The 17793-nt window shown below is 67.0% G+C and carries 14 protein-coding genes and 1 pseudogene; 10 read left to right on the forward strand and 5 right to left on the reverse strand.

Going from position 1 to position 17793, the window contains the following annotated elements:
- Positions 1-7: 7 nt before the first annotated feature.
- The 4 genes from ACSSV4_RS10525 to murD all read left to right on the forward strand — a co-directional run bounded on the left by ACSSV4_RS10525 (position 8) and on the right by murD (position 6022).
- Complete coding sequence (locus ACSSV4_RS10525) at positions 8-1492, forward strand: UDP-N-acetylmuramoyl-L-alanyl-D-glutamate--2,6-diaminopimelate ligase (RefSeq protein ID WP_454275098.1); 1485 nt, start codon at positions 8-10, stop codon at positions 1490-1492.
- Positions 1489-2925 (forward strand): UDP-N-acetylmuramoyl-tripeptide--D-alanyl-D-alanine ligase, encoded by a 1437-nt coding sequence (locus tag ACSSV4_RS10530; protein ID WP_454275099.1) that lies wholly within the window; start codon positions 1489-1491, stop codon positions 2923-2925. The genes ACSSV4_RS10525 and ACSSV4_RS10530 overlap by 4 nt, the downstream gene beginning before the upstream one ends.
- Entirely contained in the window at positions 2925-4007 is a 1083-nt protein-coding gene (mraY, locus tag ACSSV4_RS10535; protein WP_454275100.1) for a phospho-N-acetylmuramoyl-pentapeptide-transferase, read from the forward strand. The genes ACSSV4_RS10530 and mraY overlap by 1 nt, the downstream gene beginning before the upstream one ends.
- Positions 4008-4624: 617 nt before the next feature.
- Complete coding sequence (murD, locus tag ACSSV4_RS10540) at positions 4625-6022, forward strand: UDP-N-acetylmuramoyl-L-alanine--D-glutamate ligase (protein ID WP_454275101.1); 1398 nt, start codon at positions 4625-4627, stop codon at positions 6020-6022.
- An 80-nt stretch (positions 6023-6102) separates the two neighbouring features.
- On the opposite strand, the gene ACSSV4_RS10545 is transcribed toward murD, so the two are convergent.
- A complete protein-coding gene (locus tag ACSSV4_RS10545; protein WP_454275102.1) occupies positions 6103-7290 on the reverse strand; it encodes an NAD(P)/FAD-dependent oxidoreductase in 1188 nt (395 codons plus the stop codon).
- A gap of 126 nt (positions 7291-7416) precedes the next feature.
- Between ACSSV4_RS10545 and ftsW the strand changes: the two genes are divergently transcribed.
- From ftsW to ACSSV4_RS10575, 6 genes are all read left to right on the forward strand, one after another.
- The gene (gene ftsW, locus ACSSV4_RS10550) at positions 7417-8580 is read left to right on the forward strand and encodes a putative lipid II flippase FtsW (protein WP_454275103.1); all 1164 of its coding nucleotides are present in this window, start codon (positions 7417-7419) and stop codon (positions 8578-8580) included.
- A 16-nt stretch (positions 8581-8596) separates the two neighbouring features.
- On the forward strand, positions 8597-9703 hold the full coding sequence (locus ACSSV4_RS10555) for a UDP-N-acetylglucosamine--N-acetylmuramyl-(pentapeptide) pyrophosphoryl-undecaprenol N-acetylglucosamine transferase (RefSeq protein ID WP_454275104.1): 1107 nt from the start codon (positions 8597-8599) through the stop codon (positions 9701-9703).
- Complete coding sequence (gene murC, locus ACSSV4_RS10560; protein WP_454275105.1) at positions 9700-11097, forward strand: UDP-N-acetylmuramate--L-alanine ligase; 1398 nt, start codon at positions 9700-9702, stop codon at positions 11095-11097. Before ACSSV4_RS10555 ends, murC begins: the two co-directional genes overlap by 4 nt.
- Positions 11098-11102: 5 nt before the next feature.
- The gene (locus tag ACSSV4_RS10565) at positions 11103-12293 is read left to right on the forward strand and encodes an APC family permease (protein WP_454275106.1); all 1191 of its coding nucleotides are present in this window, start codon (positions 11103-11105) and stop codon (positions 12291-12293) included.
- Positions 12290-12535: a DUF2484 family protein gene (locus ACSSV4_RS10570; protein WP_454275107.1), complete on the forward strand. Its 246-nt coding sequence runs from the start codon at positions 12290-12292 to the stop codon at positions 12533-12535. Before ACSSV4_RS10565 ends, ACSSV4_RS10570 begins: the two co-directional genes overlap by 4 nt.
- A gap of 177 nt (positions 12536-12712) precedes the next feature.
- Positions 12713-14311: a phosphoenolpyruvate carboxykinase gene (locus ACSSV4_RS10575; protein WP_454275108.1), complete on the forward strand. Its 1599-nt coding sequence runs from the start codon at positions 12713-12715 to the stop codon at positions 14309-14311.
- A 233-nt stretch (positions 14312-14544) separates the two neighbouring features.
- Here the strand turns inward: ACSSV4_RS10575 and ACSSV4_RS10580 are convergent, their stop codons facing one another.
- From ACSSV4_RS10580 to ACSSV4_RS10595, 4 genes and pseudogenes are all read right to left on the reverse strand, one after another.
- Positions 14545-15534, reverse strand: a complete 990-nt coding sequence (locus ACSSV4_RS10580) for an NAD(P)H-quinone oxidoreductase (RefSeq protein WP_454275109.1) — start codon at positions 15532-15534, stop codon at positions 14545-14547.
- The gene (gene sucD / locus ACSSV4_RS10585; protein ID WP_454275110.1) at positions 15531-16430 is read right to left on the reverse strand and encodes a succinate--CoA ligase subunit alpha; all 900 of its coding nucleotides are present in this window, start codon (positions 16428-16430) and stop codon (positions 15531-15533) included. Before sucD ends, ACSSV4_RS10580 begins: the two co-directional genes overlap by 4 nt.
- Positions 16430-17605 carry a succinate--CoA ligase subunit beta gene (locus ACSSV4_RS10590; RefSeq protein ID WP_454275111.1) on the reverse strand — a complete coding sequence of 392 codons (1176 nt, stop codon included), beginning with the start codon at positions 17603-17605 and terminating at the stop codon, positions 16430-16432. The genes sucD and ACSSV4_RS10590 overlap by 1 nt, the downstream gene beginning before the upstream one ends.
- Before the next feature lie 87 nt (positions 17606-17692).
- Positions 17693-17793: pseudogene (locus tag ACSSV4_RS10595) on the reverse strand (succinate--CoA ligase subunit alpha); the annotation flags it as partial.

The raw sequence follows: 17793 nt of genomic DNA on the forward strand, positions 1-17793 counted from the left end.
AGATCACGTGGCGGGGCAGATCAGATCATTGGCAGAGCTTGGCCTGACCGCAATGGCGGGGCGCAACGCGCAGGTCACCGGCCTCGCCGTGGACAGCCGCGCGGTGCGCAAGGGCATGCTTTTTGCCGCGCTGCCGGGCGTCAAGGTGCACGGCGCGGCCTATATCGAGACCGCCCTCGCACAGGGCGCGGCCGCCATCCTGACCGATGCCGAGGGCGCGCGCCTCGCCCATGAGGCGCTGGCCGTCAGCGACGCGGCCCTTGTCATCGCCGAAGACCCGCGCCAGACCCTCGCCTTCGCAGCCGCCCTCTGGTTCGGCGCGCAGCCCGAGGTGATGGTCGCCGTCACCGGCACCAACGGCAAGACCTCCGTTGCCACATTCACCCGCCAGATCTGGGAACTCATGGGGCTCGACGCGGTCAATCTCGGCACCACGGGCGTCGAGGGCGCGCTCAGCCTGCCGATGACCCACACCACGCCCGAGCCGATCACCCTGCACCGGCTGCTCGCCGACTGCGCCGAGGCCGGTGTCGATCACGCCGCGATGGAGGCCTCCTCGCACGGACTGGCGCAGAAACGGCTCGACGGGGTGCGTCTCGCGGCGGCGGGCTTTACCAACATCACCCAGGACCATCTCGACTATCACCCTGATTTCGATGATTACTTCAACGCCAAGGCCGGGCTCTTCGCCCGCGTCCTTTCCGAGGATGGCGTCGCGGTGATCAATATCGACGACCCGCGCGGCACCGGCATGGCGGAGATCGCCACCGAGCGCGGACAGGACCTGATCACCGTCGGGCGCAGGCCCGGCGCCGATCTGCATCTTGTCGCACAGCGCTTCGATGCGACCGGGCAGGTGCTCCGGTTCGACTGGGAGGACAGCACCCATCAGGTGCGGCTCGACCTCATCGGCGGGTTTCAGGCGGAAAACGTCCTGCTTGCGGCGGGCCTCGTGATCGGCACGGGCGAGGATCCCGAGCGCGTCTTTGCCACCCTGCCCGAAATGCGCACCGTGCGCGGCCGCATGCAGCTTGCCGCCACCCGGCACAACGGTGCGGCGGTCTTCGTCGATTACGCCCACACCCCCGACGCCGTGGCCACCGCCTTGAAGGCGATGCGCCCGCATGTCATGGGCAGGCTCTATGCTATCCTGGGTGCCGGCGGCGACCGCGACCGGGGCAAGCGGCCCCTGATGGGGCAGGCGGCGACCGAGTTCGCCGACCGCGTCATCGTGACCGATGACAACCCCCGCTCCGAGGACCCGGCCAGCATAAGACGGGCGGTGTTGCAGGGCTGCCCCGGCGCGCAAGAGGTCGGCGACCGCGCCGAGGCGATCCTGCGCGCGGTCGACGCACTCGGCCCCGGCGACGCGCTGCTGATCTGCGGCAAGGGCCACGAGACCGGACAGATCGTCGGCGACGACGTGCTGCCCTTTGACGATGCCGAACAGGCGAGCCTCGCGGTCTCCGTGCTCGACAGGGGGCGGGTATGACGCTCTGGACGGCCTCGGAGGCGGCACAGGCCACCGGCGGGCGCGCGACCGGCGATTGGACCGCGAAAGGCGTCTCCATCGACACCCGCACCTTGCAGCCGGGCGATCTTTTCGTGGCACTCAAGGCCGCGCGCGACGGCCATGACTTCGTGGCACAGGCGCTGGAACAGGGGGCCGCCGCCGCCCTCGTCAGCCATATCCCCGAGGGCGTGGCCAAGGATTCCCCGCTCCTCATCGTGACGGACGTGCAGGCCGCGCTCGAGGCGCTTGGCCGCGCCGGACGCGCCCGCACAGATGCCCGCGTGATCGCCGTCACCGGTTCGGTCGGCAAGACCTCGACCAAGGAAATGCTGCGCGACGTTCTGGGCGCGCAGGGCCGCGTCCATGCCGCCGAGGCCAGCTACAACAACCACTGGGGCGTGCCGCTGACGCTGGCCCGGATGCCCGCCGACACCGACTTTGCCGTGATCGAGATCGGCATGAACCACCCCGGAGAGATCGCGCCGCTCAGCTGCATGGCGCGCCCGCATGTGGCGCTCATTACCACCGTCGCCCCCGCCCATCTCGAGGCGTTCGAGAATATCGAGGGCATCGCCTACGAGAAGGCCAGCATCTTCGAGGGGCTGGAACCGGGCGGTGTGGCCCTCCTCAACGCCGATGTCGCGACCACCCCGATCCTGCGCGAGGTGGCGCGGCGACATGCGGCGCGCATCCTCTCCTTCGGCTGGAACCGCGCCGCCCATCACCGCCTGCTCTCGGTCGATCTGCATGACGATGCGACCGTGGCCCGCGCCCGCGCCTGGCGCACCCCGCTGCTCTACAAGATCGCGGTGCCGGGCAAGCATTTCGCCCTCGCCGCCCTTGCGGTTCTGGCGGTGGTGCGGGTGCTGCGGCTCGACCGGGCGGTGGCGATGGCCGATCTCGCAAACTGGTCACCCCCCGCCGGGCGCGGCACCCGCGAGCGGCTGGTGCTCGACACCGGCGCTGACGGGATGAGCATCGACCTCATCGACGACGCCTTCAACGCCAATCCCGCCTCGATGGAGGCCGCGCTCGACGTGCTCGCGGCGAGCCACCCGCGCGACGATGTCGGCCGCGTCGCCCGAGGCCGCCGGATCGCCGTGCTCGGCGACATGCTGGAACTGGGAACGACCGAGAACGCGCTGCACGCGGCCCTCGCCGCCCTGCCCGCGATGCAGGCGGTGCACGAGGTGCATTGCGTGGGCCCGCGCATGCGCGCCCTCCACGCGGCGCTGCCACGCGACAAGCGTGGCCGCCGCGTCGACCGCGCCGAGGATCTGGCGCGCGAGGCGCATCGGCTGGTCGATGCCGGGGATGTGGTTCTGGTCAAGGGCTCCAAGGGCAGCCAGGTGAGCCTGATCGTCACGGCGCTGCGGCGCGCCGGGCGCAAGATGGAAGAGGATGTCGCGTAATGCTCTATTGGCTGACGATCTGGTCGGACGGGGGGGATTTCTTCAACCTCTTTCGCTACATCACCTTCCGCGCGGGCGGGGCCTTCATGACCGCGCTCATCTTCGGCTTCCTGTTCGGGCCGCCGCTGATCCTGTCGCTGCGCAGACGTCAAGGCAAGGGCCAGCCCATTCGCAGCGACGGCCCTGCATCGCATCTCGCCAAGGCCGGCACCCCCACCATGGGCGGGCTTCTGATCGTGGGCGCGCTGCTGACCTCGACGCTGCTTTGGGCGCGGCTCGACAATCCTTACGTCTGGCTGGTGCTTTTCGTCACGCTCGCCTTCGGCCTGATCGGCTTTGCCGACGATTACGCCAAGGTCTCCAAGGGCAATCACAAGGGCGTGCCGGGCCGCGTGCGGCTCGCTTTGGGCTTTCTCATCGCGCTTCTGGCGGCGGGCTGGGCCAGCTGGCACCACCCGGCAGAGTTGCAACTGCAACTGGCGCTGCCGGTCTTCAAGGACGTGCTGGTCAATCTCGGCTTCCTGTTCATTCCCTTCGCCATGTTCGTCATCGTCGGCGCGGCCAATGCGGTCAATCTCACCGACGGGCTGGATGGTCTCGCGATCATGCCGGTGATGATCGCCTCGGGCGCGCTCGGGGTCATCGCCTACACGGTGGGGCGGACCGATTTCACCGAATATCTCGGCCTGCATTACGTGCCCGGCACCGGCGAGATCCTGATCTTCGTGGCAGGCCTCGTGGGCGGCGGCCTCGGCTTTCTGTGGTACAACGCGCCCCCGGCGGCGGTCTTCATGGGCGATACCGGCTCGCTGGCTCTCGGCGGCGCATTGGGGGCCATCGCGGTCGCCACCAAGCACGAACTGGTACTGGGCATCGTCGGCGGCCTCTTCGTGGCCGAGGCGCTCTCGGTGATCGTGCAGGTGATCTATTTCAAACGCACCGGGAAACGCGTCTTCCTGATGGCGCCAATCCATCACCACTACGAAAAAAAGGGCTGGGCCGAGCCGCAGATCGTCATCCGCTTCTGGATCATCGCCCTGATCCTGGCGATGATCGGCCTCGCGACGCTGAAACTGCGCTAGGGGCGTGGTTCTGGCCTTGAGTGGACATAAGAGCCAGCCACGCGAAACGCACCGAAGGTGCCGCGCGATCGCCTGGCCGTCCCGCGGCCTGGCGATTTGATAGGGTGCGTAGCGTGTCGAGGTTACAATGACTTGGCTCGGATAAAGTGCTCGCCACGATCGTTGCATCGCCAGACCCCGGCCCTGCGACCGCGCGGCACCTTCTGGCGGGGTGCTATGTCCGCTCAAGGCCAACCTGTGCGCCGCGACAAAACCACCCGCACAATCCGGTCTCCGTCCCCATTTCCCCGCATCCCCGTCATCCTCGGGCCTGACCCGAGGATCTCCCAGCCAGCAGATCGCCCGGTCAAGCCGGGCGATGACGCCCATATTCCAGCGACCCCCGCGCGCCCCGTTAACCCCGCCCAACCTCCACATCCCCACCGTCGCGATACCGTCGCCATACCGACGCGATACAGACAGCCCGAAACCGCCCCATCCCCCTTGTTAACCTGGCGATTCGGCCCCTCTCGCCCCTCCCGCCGCGCGCTCCCCATAACCTCTCGTTAACCCGCTTGCGCGTGCCGCCGCGCCGGGGCACTCTCGCGCGGCGAACACGGCGGGAAGGAAACGGCGCGATGATCGAGGTGCAGGGAATGGCCGGGCAGCGCGTGGCGGTGCTGGGACTGGGGCGCTCGGGCCTATCGGCGGCGCGTGCGCTCAGTGCAGGCGGGGCCGAGGTGCTGGCCTGGGACGACAATCCGCCCGCCCGCGGGGCGGCCCTTGCCGCGGGCCTCACCGTTACCGACCTCAGCCGCGCGGGCGCCTTCGACGACGTGGCGCGCCTGATCGTCAGCCCCGGCATCCCGCATCTCTACCCGTCGCCCAACAAGGCGATCGTGGCCGCGCAAGAGGCAGGCGTGCCAGTGGACAACGATATCGGGCTCTTCTTCCGCTCCCTCGCCACGCCGGATTGGGATGGGTTCGACCAGCCGCCCAAGGTGATCGCCGTGACCGGAAGCAATGGAAAATCAACGACATCCGCCCTCATCCACCATGTCCTGACCGAGGCAGGCAAGGCCGCGCAACTGGCCGGCAATATCGGCCGCGGCGTGCTCGACATCGACCCGCCGGGCGATGGCGGCGTGGTGGTGCTGGAGCTTTCCAGCTACCAGACCGATCTCGCCCGCGCGCTCACGCCGGATGTGGCGGTGTTCACCAACCTCTCCCCCGATCACCTCGACCGGCACGCCGGTCTGGGCGGCTATTTCGCGGCCAAGCGGCGGCTCTTCGCCGAGGGCGGGCCGGACCGTGCGGTGATCGGCGTGGACGAGGATGAGGGGCGCTATCTCGCGGGGCAGTTGAGCGAGGCACCGGGCGACGACCGGGTGATCCGCGTCTCGGTCACGCGCAAGCTCACGGGCCCCGGCTGGATGGTCTTCGCACGCAAGGGCTTTCTCAGCGAATACCGCAAGGGCAAGCAGGTGGGGTCCATCGACCTGCGCGCGGTGACCGGCCTGCCGGGCCGCCACAACCACCAGAACGCCTGCGCCGCCTATGCCGCCTGCCGCACCTTCGGCCTCGCCCCGCGCGTGATCGAGGCCGGGTTCCACAGCTTCGCGGGCCTGCCGCATCGCAGCCAGACCGTCGCCGAAAAGAACGGCGTGCGCGTCGTCAATGACAGCAAGGCCACCAATGTCGATGCCGCCCTGCAGGCGCTTCTGGCCTTCGACAACATCCGCTGGATTTGCGGCGGGCTGGAAAAGGAAGGCGGGCTGACCGGGCTGAAACCCGGCCTTGGCCATGTGCGCAAGGCCTATGTCATCGGGCGCGAGGCGGCGCAATTCGCCCTCGGGCTGGAGGGGGTGGAGGTGGAGATCTGCACCACCATGGCCCGCGCCGTCGAGGCCGCCCTGACCGAGGCCGCGCCGGGTGACGTGGTGCTGCTCGCCCCGGCCGCCGCCAGCTTCGATCAATACGATAATTTCGAGCGACGCGGCGAGGATTTCATCTCCGAGGTGCGCGCCCGGTTGTGAGCATGGAACATGAGTATTTTTGCCAAAAAGAAGCGGGAATCAAGGGTTTCTTTATGGTCCAAATACTCAATTCCGGCGGCTCACCCTCGCGCCGCGATCGCCTGTCCCGCGGCCCAGCCCGACGACCAGGCCCATTGGAAATTGTAGCCGCCGAGCCAGCCGGTCACATCCACCGCTTCGCCGATGGCATAGAGGCCAGGCAGGTGCCGTGATTCCATGGTTTTCGAGGACAGCCCGCCGGTGTCGATGCCGCCAAGCGTGACCTCGGCGGTCCGGTAGCCCTCGGTGCCGGTGGGCTTCAGCGTCCAGCTGCGCAGGGTATCGGTGATCTCGGCCAGCCCTGCATCGGATTGATCCGCGAGTTTGCCCGAAAGGCCGAGTGCCGGGGCAAGATGGCCGACCAGCCTGGCGGGCAGGTGGTGGCCGAGTTCCGTGGTCAGGTTGCGGCGACCCTGGCTCTGGCGTTGCGCGCGCAGCGCCTCATAGAGCCGCGCCTCGGGGTCGAGATCGAGGGTGATCGCCTCGCCCTCGCGCCAGAAGGACGAGATTTGCAGGATTGCCGGGCCCGAGAGACCCCGATGGGTGAACAGCGCGGCCTCCTCGAAGGCCGTGCCGTTGCAGGCAGCGCGCACCGGCAGGGCGGTGCCGGACAGCGCCGCGAAAGGTGCCTCGGAAAAGGTGAAGGGCACCAGCGCCGGGCGCGTCGCGGTCAGCGCGTGGCCAAAACGCTGCGCGATCTCATAGGCCAGCCCCGTCGCCCCCATCTTTGGGATCGACTTGCCCCCCGTGGCCAGCACAAGGTTGCGCGGGCTGAGGGTCACGCGCGCGCCCTCACGCTCCAGGACCGCGTGAAAGCGGCTGCCGTCATGGCTGAGATCCACCAGCCGTGTCGACAGCCACAAATCGGCATCTGCCGCGCGCACCTCCTCCACCAGCATGGCGATGATCTGCGTGGCCTTGTCGTCGCAAAACAGCTGGCCAAGCGTCTTTTCATGCCAGGCGATGCCGTGACGCGACACGAGGTCGATGAAATCCCATTGGGTATAGCGCGACAGCGCCGATTTGCAGAAATGCGGATTGGCCGACAGGAAATTCCCGGGCCCCGCGTGCAGATTGGTGAAGTTGCAGCGCCCGCCACCCGAGATGCGGATCTTCTCAGCCGGCGCGCGGGCATGGTCGATGACCAGCGTGCGAGGCCCGGCCTGTGCCGCGCACATCAGCCCGGCGGCCCCCGCGCCGAGAATGAGGGTATCGAAGGCCTCTGTCATGGGGGCGCTTGAGACGCGAAAACCCGCCGAAAGGCAAGGGGGATAGTTCTGGCGTCGGGGCTGAAAAATCGCTAGACTAGGCCTCAGACCCCGAAAAGGGGCACAAATGCATGAGGCGGCAGGCAGATGACGGAAATGGTCTATGGGGCAGTGCCCCAAAGGGACGCAGAGCCCATTCTTCCCAAATGGTGGCGTACGATCGACAAGTGGTCGTTTTCCTGCGTGCTGATCCTCTTTGGCATCGGGATATTGCTTGGGCTGGCAGCCTCACCGCCGCTGGCCGAGAAGAACGGGCTGGCCCCCTTTCATTACGTGCAGCGGCAGGCGTTCTTCGGGGTGCTGGCCCTGATCGCGATGGTGCTGACCTCGATGATGCGGCCAGATCTCGTGCGGCGGCTCGCGGTCATCAGCTTTCTTGCGGCCCTTGTGGCGCTGATCCTGCTGCCGGTCTTCGGCACCGATTTCGGCAAGGGCGCGATGCGCTGGTACAGCCTCGGCTTTGCCAGCGTGCAACCCTCGGAATTTCTCAAGCCGCTCTTCGTCGTCGTGGCCGCGTGGATGATGGCGGCAAGCCAGCAGATCAATGGCCCGCCGGGGCTCAGCTGGTCGTTCCTGCTCGCCATGGTGATCCTCGGCTTTCTCGCCATGCAGCCCGATTTCGGGCAGGCGGCGCTGGTGCTCTTTGGCTGGGGGGTGATGTATTTCGTGGCCGGTGCGCCGATCACTCTGCTTCTGGCGATGGCCGGGGGCGTGGTACTGGCGGGCAGTTTCGCCTATTCCAATTCCGAGCATTTCGCGCGCCGGATCGACGGCTTTCTCAGCCCTGAGTTGGACCCCACGACGCAGCTTGGCTTTGCCACCAACGCGATCCGCGAGGGCGGCTTCTTTGGCGTCGGCGTGGGCGAGGGGCAGGTGAAATGGAGCCTGCCGGACGCCCATACCGATTTCATCATCGCGGTCGCCGCCGAGGAATACGGACTGGTGCTGGTGCTGTGCATCATCGCGCTCTACACCGGCATCGTCGTGCGCTCGCTTGTGCGGCTGATGCGGGAACGCGATCCGTTCATCCGGCTGGCGGGCACGGGGCTCATTGCGGTGCTGGGTGCGCAGGCAATGATCAACATGGGTGTCGCCGTGCGGCTTCTGCCGGCCAAGGGCATGACCCTGCCATTCGTCAGCTACGGCGGCTCCTCGGTGGTGGCGGGGGGGATTGCCGTGGGCATGCTGCTGGCCTTCACCCGCAGCCGTCCGCAGGGGCAGATCGGCGATCTGCTGCGCGGACGCCGGTAAGCGCGAGAGACAGACCATGTGCGACAGAGCCCCCCTATTGATCATCGCGGCAGGCGGCACCGGCGGGCACATGTTCCCCGCGCAGGCGCTGGCCGAGGTGATGCTGCGACGCGGTTGGCGGGTGCGGCTGAGCACGGATGCGCGCGGCGCGCGCTACGTCGGGGGTTTTCCCCATTCGGTCGAGATCGAGCAGGTCGCAAGCGCCACTTTCGCGCGCGGCGGAGTGCTGAACAAGCTGTTGGCCCCGCTGCATATCGCGGGCGGCGTTCTGGGGGCCACGCTGCGGATGCGGCGCGACCGGCCGACGGCGGTCGTGGGCTTCGGCGGTTATCCGACCATTCCTGCCCTTGCGGCGGCGTATCTGCTGCGCCGCCCGCGCATGGTGCATGAACAGAACGGCGTGCTTGGCCGGGTGAACCGAATCTTTTCCAGACGCGTCGACGTGATCGCCTGCGGCACCTGGCCCACCGATCTGCCCGAAGGGGTCGAGGGCGTGCATGTCGGCAACCCGGTACGCGCCGCTGTGCTGGAACGCGCGGGCGCGCCCTACATCCCGCCGGGCGATTACCCGATGTCGCTGCTGGTGATCGGCGGCAGCCAGGGAGCGCGCGTCCTCAGCGACGTGGTGCCGGGCGCCGTGGCCGCGCTGCCCGGGGACATCCTGCGCAATCTTCGCGTCAGCCATCAGGCCCGCGAGGAGGATATGGACCGGGTGGCCAAATTCTACGCCGATGCCGGGATCGACGCCGATGTGCAGCCGTTCTTTCGCGACGTGCCGCGCCGGATGTCCGAGGCGCAACTGGTGATCAGCCGGGCGGGCGCGTCTAGCATTGCCGATATCTCGGTCATCGGACGGCCTGCGATCCTCATCCCCTATGCGGCTGCCGCCGCCGATCATCAGAGCGCCAATGCGCGCGGGCTGGTCGAGGCGGGTGGGGCTATCCGCATCCCCGAACGCAAGCTGGACGCGCCCAGCCTGACCGCGCAGATCGCCGCCGTTCTTGGCGATGCGCGGGGCGCGGTGATGATGGCGCATGCCGCACTCTCGCAGGGCTTGCCGGATGCGCCGCAACGATTGGCCGACATGGTTGAGGAACTGGCACGTAAAGGGCAAGACGCATGAACGCAGCCACCAAGCTTCCGACCGATGTCGGCCCGATCCATTTCGTCGGCATCGGGGGGATCGGCATGTCGGGCATCGCCGAGGTGCTGATCAACCACGGCTATGAGGTGCAGGGCAGCGACCTGAAAGCGACGCCGATCACCGAGCGGCTCAAGGACATGGGCGCGCAGATTTTCATCGGCCAGAGGCCCGAAAACCTCGAGCGGGCCGAGGTGGTGGTGATCTCCTCCGCCATCAAACCCGGCAATGCCGAGTTGGACGAGGCGCGTCGACAGGGCCTGCCGGTGGTGCGCCGGGCCGAGATGCTGGCCGAACTCATGCGCCTCAAATCCAACATCGCGGTGGCGGGCACGCATGGCAAGACGACCACGACGACGCTGGTGGCCGAACTGCTGGTCAAGGGCGGGATCGACCCCACGGTGATCAATGGCGGCGTCATTCATGCCTATGGCAGCAATGCGCGGATGGGGCAGGGCGAATGGATGGTGGTCGAGGCCGACGAGAGCGACGGCACCTTCAACCGACTGCCCGCGACCATCGCCATCGTCACCAATATCGACCCCGAGCATATGGAGCATTGGGGCGATTTCAATGCGCTGCGACAGGGCTTTCACGATTTCTTAAGCAATATCCCGTTCTATGGCCTCGCGGTGTGCTGCACGGATCACCCCGAGGTGCAGGCGCTGGTCGGCCGAATCACTGACCGCCGCGTCTTGACCTACGGCTTCAACGCGCAGGCCGATGTGCGCGCGGTGAACCTGCGCTACGATAAGGGCATCGCGCATTTCGACGTGGCGCTGCAGGCCGAAGGGCGGATGATCGAAGGCTGCACCCTGCCCATGCCCGGCGATCACAACGTCTCGAACGCGCTGAGTGCGGTCGCGGTGGCGCGCCATCTGGGCATGAAGCGCGACGAGATCCGCGCGGCACTGGCAAGTTTCGGCGGCGTCAACCGCCGCTTTACCCGCGTGGGCGAGGTGAATGGCGTGACCGTGATCGACGATTACGGCCACCACCCGGTCGAGATCGCCGCCGTGCTGCGCGCGGCACGGCAGGCGACCACGGGCCGCGTGATCGCGGTGCATCAGCCGCACCGCTATTCGCGCCTGTCCTCGCTCTTCGAGGAGTTCTGCGGCTGCTTCAACGAAGCCGATGTGGTCGGCATCGCCGAGGTCTATGCTGCGGGCGAAGACCCGATCCTCGGGGCCTCGCGCGACGATCTGGTGGCCGGGCTCATCCGGCACGGGCACCGGCAGGCGGTCGCGCTGGACAGCGAGGATGATCTGGAACGGCTAGTCCGCGAGACGGCACAGCCCGGTGACATGGTCGTCTGTCTTGGCGCAGGCACGATCAGCGCTTGGGCCAATGCCCTGCCCGGACGCTTGCGGGGATAGCGCGGATGGCAGAGACCCTCAAGCGCCGGATCGGTCTGGGCCTCCTGACCGCCTATGGTGTGGGGGTCATGGTGGGCGCGGGGATCTACGTGCTGGTCGGCGCAGTGGCGGCCGAGGCGGGCATCTGGGCACCGCTGTCCTTCGTGCTGGCGGGCGTGATCGCGGCCCCTACGGCGCTCAGCTACGCGGAGTTCTCCACGCGCCTGCCCGAGGCGGCGGGCGAGGCGCTCTTCGTGGCCAAGGGTCTGAACCTGCCCTGGCTCGGCACGGCGGTCGGGCTGGCGATCGTCGCGGCGGGGGCGATCTCGGCGGCGGCCGTCCTGCGTGGCGGGGTGGGCTACCTTGGCGCGGTGACAGGGCTGCCATTTGCCCCGTCCGTTATGGTCCTCGGGTTGGGGCTGATGGCGGTGGCGATCGTGGGCGTGCTCGAAAGTCTCGCCCTTGCGGCGCTCTTCACGGTGGTCGAGGTGGCGGGGCTGGCGATGGTGGTTTTCGCAGGCTTTACCGCCGTGCCCGCCCCCGACTGGCAGGCGGGTGGCGATCTGGTCTGGTCCGGCGTCATGGCGGGTGCGGTGCTTGCCTTCTTCGCCTTCATCGGCTTCGAGGATATCGTCAACATGGCCGAGGAGGTGCGCGACCCCGAACGCATCCTGCCGCGTGCGATCCTCTTGTCACTGGTGATCACGAGCGCGCTTTATGCGCTGGTCAGCGTGGCGGCGGTGCGCGCGGTGCCGCTCGCCACGCTGGCGGGCAGCGAACAGCCACTGGCACTGGTCTGGCAGGCGGGGCGTGGCGGCAGCGCGGCGTTTCTCTCGCTCATCGCGGTGGCGGCGGCGCTTAATGGCGTGCTGGCGCAGATGGTGATGGCGAGCCGGGTGCTCTTCGGCCTCGGGCGGCGCAGCGCGACGCTCTCGGGCTTTTACCACGCCCATCCGCGCTTCGGCACCCCCTTGCGCGCGACGCTTTTGATTGGCGTTGCGGTGATTGCGGGGGCGCTCCTGTTGCCGGTGGCCGATCTGGCGGGGCTCACCTCGACCCTGCTTCTGAGCGTCTTCGTGCTGGTCAACGCAGCCCTGATCGCGATGAAGCGCACCGCCCCGGAGGCCGCCTTCCGGGTGCCCATGGCGGTGCCTGTCTTTGGCCTTCTGGCGGCCCTCGCCGCGCTGGTGGCGAGCCTCGCGGGGGCGCACTCATGACGCTGTCGCTGGCGCTGGCCTGTCTCTGGGCTGTGGCAGCAAATGTGCTGGCCATGCTGCCCTCGCGCGACAATCACTGGCGGCGGGCCTATGTGCTGATTGCCCTTGGCGTGCCGCTGCTCGGGTACGTGACCTGGCAGAACGGCCCGTGGATCGGCTTGCTGGTGCTGGTCGCGGGGATGAGCGTGCTGCGCTGGCCTGTGGTTTATCTCGCGCGTTGGCTGCGGCGGCGGCTGGAGTGAGCGCGCGGCGCACAGTACCGTGGACCTTGCCTTCGATATCTCGCAACATGCGAAAAAATGCCTTCGACCACTCGATGATGCGTGCATCGCGTGCTAATCTGGAATACCAGACACCAGAGGCGGGGGAGCCTCGGGGGACAGCAAGACCGGGCCAACAGGCCAGAATGGGAGAGAGAGATGATTTCAGGACGGGTCAATCCGGGCTTTCGGCTCGAGGATCAGGGGATTTCGGGGCTGGGCCGCGTGCATTACAACCTGACCGAGCCGACACTGGTCGATGCCGCCGTGCGGCGCGGCGAGGGAGAGCTGGGGCAGGGTGGTACGATACTGGTCAGCACCGGCGAGTTCACCGGCCGGTCGCCGAAAGACAAGTTCACTGTGCGCACCCCCACCACCGAGGACACGATCTGGTGGGAGAACAACGCCGCCATGGACCCCGAACCGTTCGAGCGGCTACACAGGGACATGCTGGACTATCTCGTCGGGCGCGAGGTGTTCGTGCAGGATCTGATGGCCGGGGCTGATTCCGAGCACAGCATCAACGTGCGTCTGGTGAACGAACTGGCCTGGCACAACCTCTTCATCCGCCACATGCTGCGCCGTCCCGAGCGCGCGGCGCTCGACCATTTCGTCGCTGATTACACGGTGATCAACTGTCCCGGTTTCAAGGCCGATCCCGCGCGCCATGGCTGCCGCTCGGAAACGGTGATCGCGGTCAATATCGACGCGCGGCTCATTCTCATCGCCAACACCGAATATGCGGGCGAGAACAAGAAATCCATCTTTGGCCTGATGAATTACCTCCTGCCCGAAAAGGGCGTGATGCCGATGCACGGCTCCGCCAACCATGCCAAGGACGACCCCGAGGATGCGGCGGTGTTCTTTGGCCTCTCGGGCACCGGCAAGACGACGCTTTCGGCCGATCCGAACCGAACCTTGCTGGGCGATGACGAGCATGGCTGGTCGGATCGCGGCATCTTCAACTTCGAGGGCGGCTGCTATGCCAAGACCATCCACCTGAGCCCCGAAGCGGAACCGGAGATCTTCGCCACCTGCTCGATGTTCGGCACGGTGATCGAGAACATGGTCTATGATGCGGACACGCGCGAACTCGACTACGAGGATGCCAGCCTGACCGAGAACATGCGCTGCGCCTATCCGCTGGACTATATCCCCAACGCCTCGGCCACGGGGCAGGCGGGGCATCCGCGCAATGTGGTGATGCTGACCTGCGATGCCTTCGGCGTGCTGCCGCCGATCGCGCGGTTGACACCGGCGCAGGCGATGTATCATTTCCTGTCGGGCTTCACCGCCAAGATGGCCGGAACCGAGCGTGGCCTGACCGAACCGCAACCGGTCTTTTCGACCTGTTTCGGCGCGCCGTTCATGCCGCGTCGCCCCGAGGTCTACGGCAAACTCCTGCGCGACAAGATCGAGAGCCATGGCGCATCGTGCTGGCTGGTGAATTCTGGCTGGACGGCGGGCGCCTACGGTACCGGTTCGCGCATGCCGATCATGGCGACGCGGGCGCTCCTGACGGCGGCGCTCGATGGCTCGCTCGATGATGTGGAATTCCGTAAGGACCCCAATTTCGGCTTTGACGTGCCGGTGGCGGTGCCGGGTGTCGCCGATGTCCTGCTCGACCCGCGCCGCACTTGGGACGATCCCGAGGCCTATGATGTGCAGGCGGCGCGGCTGGTCGCGATGTTCGCCGAGAACTTCGAACAGTATCTCGCGCATGTCGATGCCGATCTGAAGGCGGTTGCACTGGGTTGAGGGTGTGGGGCGGGCGGTTGGCCTGGAGCGGCCGATCGCCTCTAGCGCCGCCCCCTGGCACGGCGGTTTGGCTGCAACCTGCTCTGCGCTCAGAGGTTTTTCGGGCTTGGCTGGGATAAAGCGCTGCCAAACTGACGTTGGATCGCCGTACCGCCGCCCGTGGATGCGTGGCTTACTCCACTGTCTGCAACAGGCCAAAATTCATGCCTCGCCCGCCAGCGACCCCGCTGCCGTCAGGGCCGCAGCACGATCTTGCCGTGATGGCTGCCGGCCTCCATCAACCGATGCGCCTCGGCGGCTTCGACCATCGGCAGAACCCGGTAGGTCACGGGTCGCAATGTGCCGTCCCCGAACAGCGGCCAGACCTCGCGGCGCAGCGCCTGCGCGACCCGCGTCTTGAACGCCTCGGGCCGGGAGCGCAGGGTCGACCCGGTATAGCTGATCCGCTTGAGCATCACCGGCATGAGGTCGATCTCGACCTTGGAGCCGTGATTGAACGCCAGTTGAATGATCCGCGCGTCGTGGCGCGCCGCCTTGATGTTGCGCACCACGTAATCGCCGCCGATGATGTCCAGGATGATATCCGCGCCACCCGCCTCGCGGGTGATCGCCACGAAATCCTCGCTGCGGAAGTCAATCGCGCGGTCGGCGCCGAGCGAGGTGACGAAGGCCGCCGCCTCTTCCGAGCCCACCGTGCTCAGCACCTGCAGGCCCATGGCCCGACCGAGTTGCACCGCCGTCGTGCCGATCCCGCCGGCGCCGCCATGCACCAGGAATATGCCACCCTCCGGCAGGCTGTGATCGAGGAATACGTTGCTCCAGACGGTAAAGAAGGTCTCGGGCAGACCGGCGGCATCGACCTCGTCCACGCCCTGCGGGACGGGGAGGCAATGGGTTGCGTCCACCGCCACGAATTCGGCATAGCCGCCGCCATTGGTCAGCGCGCAGACCCGGTCGCCCGATTGCCAGTCGCGCACGTCCTCGCCGCAGGCCACGACCTCGCCCGAGACTTCGAGACCCAGAAGATCCGAGGCACCCTTGGGTGCCGGATAATGCCCGCGCCGCTGCACGAGATCGGGGCCGTTCACGCCCGCTGCGGTGACGCGGATCAGAACCTCGCCCGCCGCGCAGGCGGGCAGGGGGCGGTGGCCGGGCACGAGCACCTCGGGGCCGCCGGGCGCGGTCATCTCGACCACAACCATGCTGTCGGGCAGTGCCGTCATTGCTCAGTTCCGGTTGCGGCGGCCTGAGCCTTGGCGCGGCTGACCGCCGCCACCACGTCATCGGCATGAGACGCGATTTCGACCCCGGCGGCGCGCAGGCGAGCGATCTTGTCCGCCGCTGTGCCGCCACCCAGAACCGAAAGCGTGCCCGCATGACCCATCCGGCGCCCGCGCGGCGCGTGACGACCGACCACAAGGGCCACCACAGGCTTGCCATAGTCCACGGTTTCAAGATAGGCGGCGGCCTCTTCTTCGCCGCGCCCGCCGATCTCGCCGATCAGAACGACCGCCTCGGTCTCGGGATCGTCGCGGAACGCCTTGAGGCAATCAACAAACCCCACACCATGCAGTGTATCCCCACCGATGCCGACGGTTGTGGATTGCCCAAGCCCCGCCTTGCTGCATTGCGCCAGAATTTCCGATGTCAGCGAAGCAGAGCGCGAGGCGATGCCGATATGACCCGGCATGGCATTAACTGTTGGCATGACTCCGATCTTGCACTGACCTGGAGTCAGGATCCCTTGGGAGTTCGGGCCAATGAGCACAGTGTCGGTGCCCGCAAGCGCCTGTTTGACACGGCTCATGTCATGTTGCGGCACACGTTCGGTCACGCAGACGACCACGCCGATACCGGCCTCGATGGCCTCGATCATCGCGGCGCCGGCCTGAGGCGCTGGCACAATCACGAGGCTGGCATTTGCCTCGGTGGCCTCAACCGCGTCGCGCACTGTGTTGAAGAGCGGAAGGCCAAGGTGCCGCGCACCACCCTTGCCGGGGCGCACGCCACCCACGCAGGTGGTGCCATAGCGCATCGCCTCATCGGTGTAGAAGGTGCCGGAGCGCCCGGTCATACCCTGCACGATCAGCCGTGTTTCGGAATTGACAAAGATCGCCATCAGCGTGCCCTCCTCTGGCCTGCCAGCTCTACCACCCGCCCGACGGCTGTCGACAGGGTGTCGCAGCTTTCGACCGGCACTTTGCGTTCGCGCAGGATGCGGTGGCCCCAATCGGCATGTTTGCCGGAGATATAGGCAATCACCGGCAGCTTGCGCGTGGCTTTGGCATAAGCGAAGTTGACGCCTTCGGCCACCGTGTCGGCAGAGGTCATGCCGCCACCGTGGATCGTGAGCAGGATCGCGGACACACGGTCGTCGCCCAACAGGATCTCGACGCCACGGGCCACATCCATGCTGCTCGCGGTGGTGCGGATGTCCATGAAATTCGCCGCCTTGCCGCCCGCGTCCGTGATCATGTCATTGGTTGCGAGGCCAAGCCCTGCGCCATTGGCGACGACCCCGATATTGCCCTCGAGACGCACGAGGTTGATATTATGCTTCTGTGCCGCCAGTTCGTCGGCGGGGGCCGGGCGATCCGCCAACATCGAGGCAAACTCGGGACGGCGAAACCCTGCGTTGGGATCAATCGCGATCTTGGCGTCAACCGCCATCCAACGGCCATCGGTGCTGCGGGCGAAGGGGTTGATCTCGATCAGGGTCATGTCGTTTTCGGTAAAGGCTGTGCGCGCGGCAAAGATCGCGGTAATCGCTGCATCCTGCATCTCTGTGATGCCGATGCCGGTCAGGAATTTGCCGATGTCGGCGCGGGCCTCGGGGGTTTCCGGGGGCAGGGGGCAGTTCTGTGCGGTGTCTTCGTCCATTCGGGCACGCTGTTCAAATTCCACGCCCCCTGCGCCCGAGGCAAGGAGCATGGGTTGTCCGGTTTCAGGATCGAGGGCGATGGCGACAAAGCAGCTTTGGGCAATGTCTATCGCGGCCTCGACCTGCACCAGGGTCACGGTTTCACCTGCCGGTCCGGTCTGATCGGTCACAAGGGTGGAGCCGAGCAGGCGGCGTGCCTCGTCGGCCACGGCAGAGGGTGTCGCGGCAAAGCGGATGCCGCCGGCGAGGCCACGCCCACCTGCGCCGATCTGCGCCTTGACCACGTATTTGCGCGCTTCAATTTCCTTGCAAAGGCGCTGCGCCTCGTCCGGGCTTCGCGCGGGGCGACCGTCGGGGACGTGCAACCCGTACTGCGCAAGCAGTTCCTTGGATTGGTATTCGGCGAGAAACATTGAAGGCGTCTCCTCTATGGCTATGGTTCTTGGTATACCACAGGCACATTCTAGTCAACGCCTCCGCATGCCGGAGTTGGGTCGGATTTACCTGCCGATTGCCTTGAGCACGGCCTCGCCGAGGCCTGCGGGGCTGTCGGCGACGGTGATGCCGGCGGATTTCATCGCCTCGATCTTGTCGTCGGCGC

The organism is Roseovarius sp. MBR-154 (assembly GCF_053628595.1).

Bases quoted from the DNA above. Each gene is read 5' to 3' on its own strand.
- ACSSV4_RS10530 (WP_454275099.1), top strand. From the start codon at position 1,489: ATGACGCTCTGGACGGCCTCGGAGGCGGCACAGGCCACCGGCGGGCGC.
- mraY (WP_454275100.1), top strand. From the start codon at position 2,925: ATGCTCTATTGGCTGACGATCTGGTCGGACGGGGGGGATTTCTTCAAC.
- murD (WP_454275101.1), top strand. From the start codon at position 4,625: ATGATCGAGGTGCAGGGAATGGCCGGGCAGCGCGTGGCGGTGCTGGGA.
- ACSSV4_RS10545 (WP_454275102.1), bottom strand. From the start codon at position 7,290: ATGACAGAGGCCTTCGATACCCTCATTCTCGGCGCGGGGGCCGCCGGG.
- ftsW (WP_454275103.1), top strand. From the start codon at position 7,417: ATGACGGAAATGGTCTATGGGGCAGTGCCCCAAAGGGACGCAGAGCCC.
- ACSSV4_RS10555 (WP_454275104.1), top strand. From the start codon at position 8,597: ATGTGCGACAGAGCCCCCCTATTGATCATCGCGGCAGGCGGCACCGGC.
- murC (WP_454275105.1), top strand. From the start codon at position 9,700: ATGAACGCAGCCACCAAGCTTCCGACCGATGTCGGCCCGATCCATTTC.
- ACSSV4_RS10565 (WP_454275106.1), top strand. From the start codon at position 11,103: ATGGCAGAGACCCTCAAGCGCCGGATCGGTCTGGGCCTCCTGACCGCC.
- ACSSV4_RS10570 (WP_454275107.1), top strand. From the start codon at position 12,290: ATGACGCTGTCGCTGGCGCTGGCCTGTCTCTGGGCTGTGGCAGCAAAT.
- ACSSV4_RS10575 (WP_454275108.1), top strand. From the start codon at position 12,713: ATGATTTCAGGACGGGTCAATCCGGGCTTTCGGCTCGAGGATCAGGGG.
- ACSSV4_RS10580 (WP_454275109.1), bottom strand. From the start codon at position 15,534: ATGACGGCACTGCCCGACAGCATGGTTGTGGTCGAGATGACCGCGCCC.
- sucD (WP_454275110.1), bottom strand. From the start codon at position 16,430: ATGGCGATCTTTGTCAATTCCGAAACACGGCTGATCGTGCAGGGTATG.
- ACSSV4_RS10590 (WP_454275111.1), bottom strand. From the start codon at position 17,605: ATGTTTCTCGCCGAATACCAATCCAAGGAACTGCTTGCGCAGTACGGG.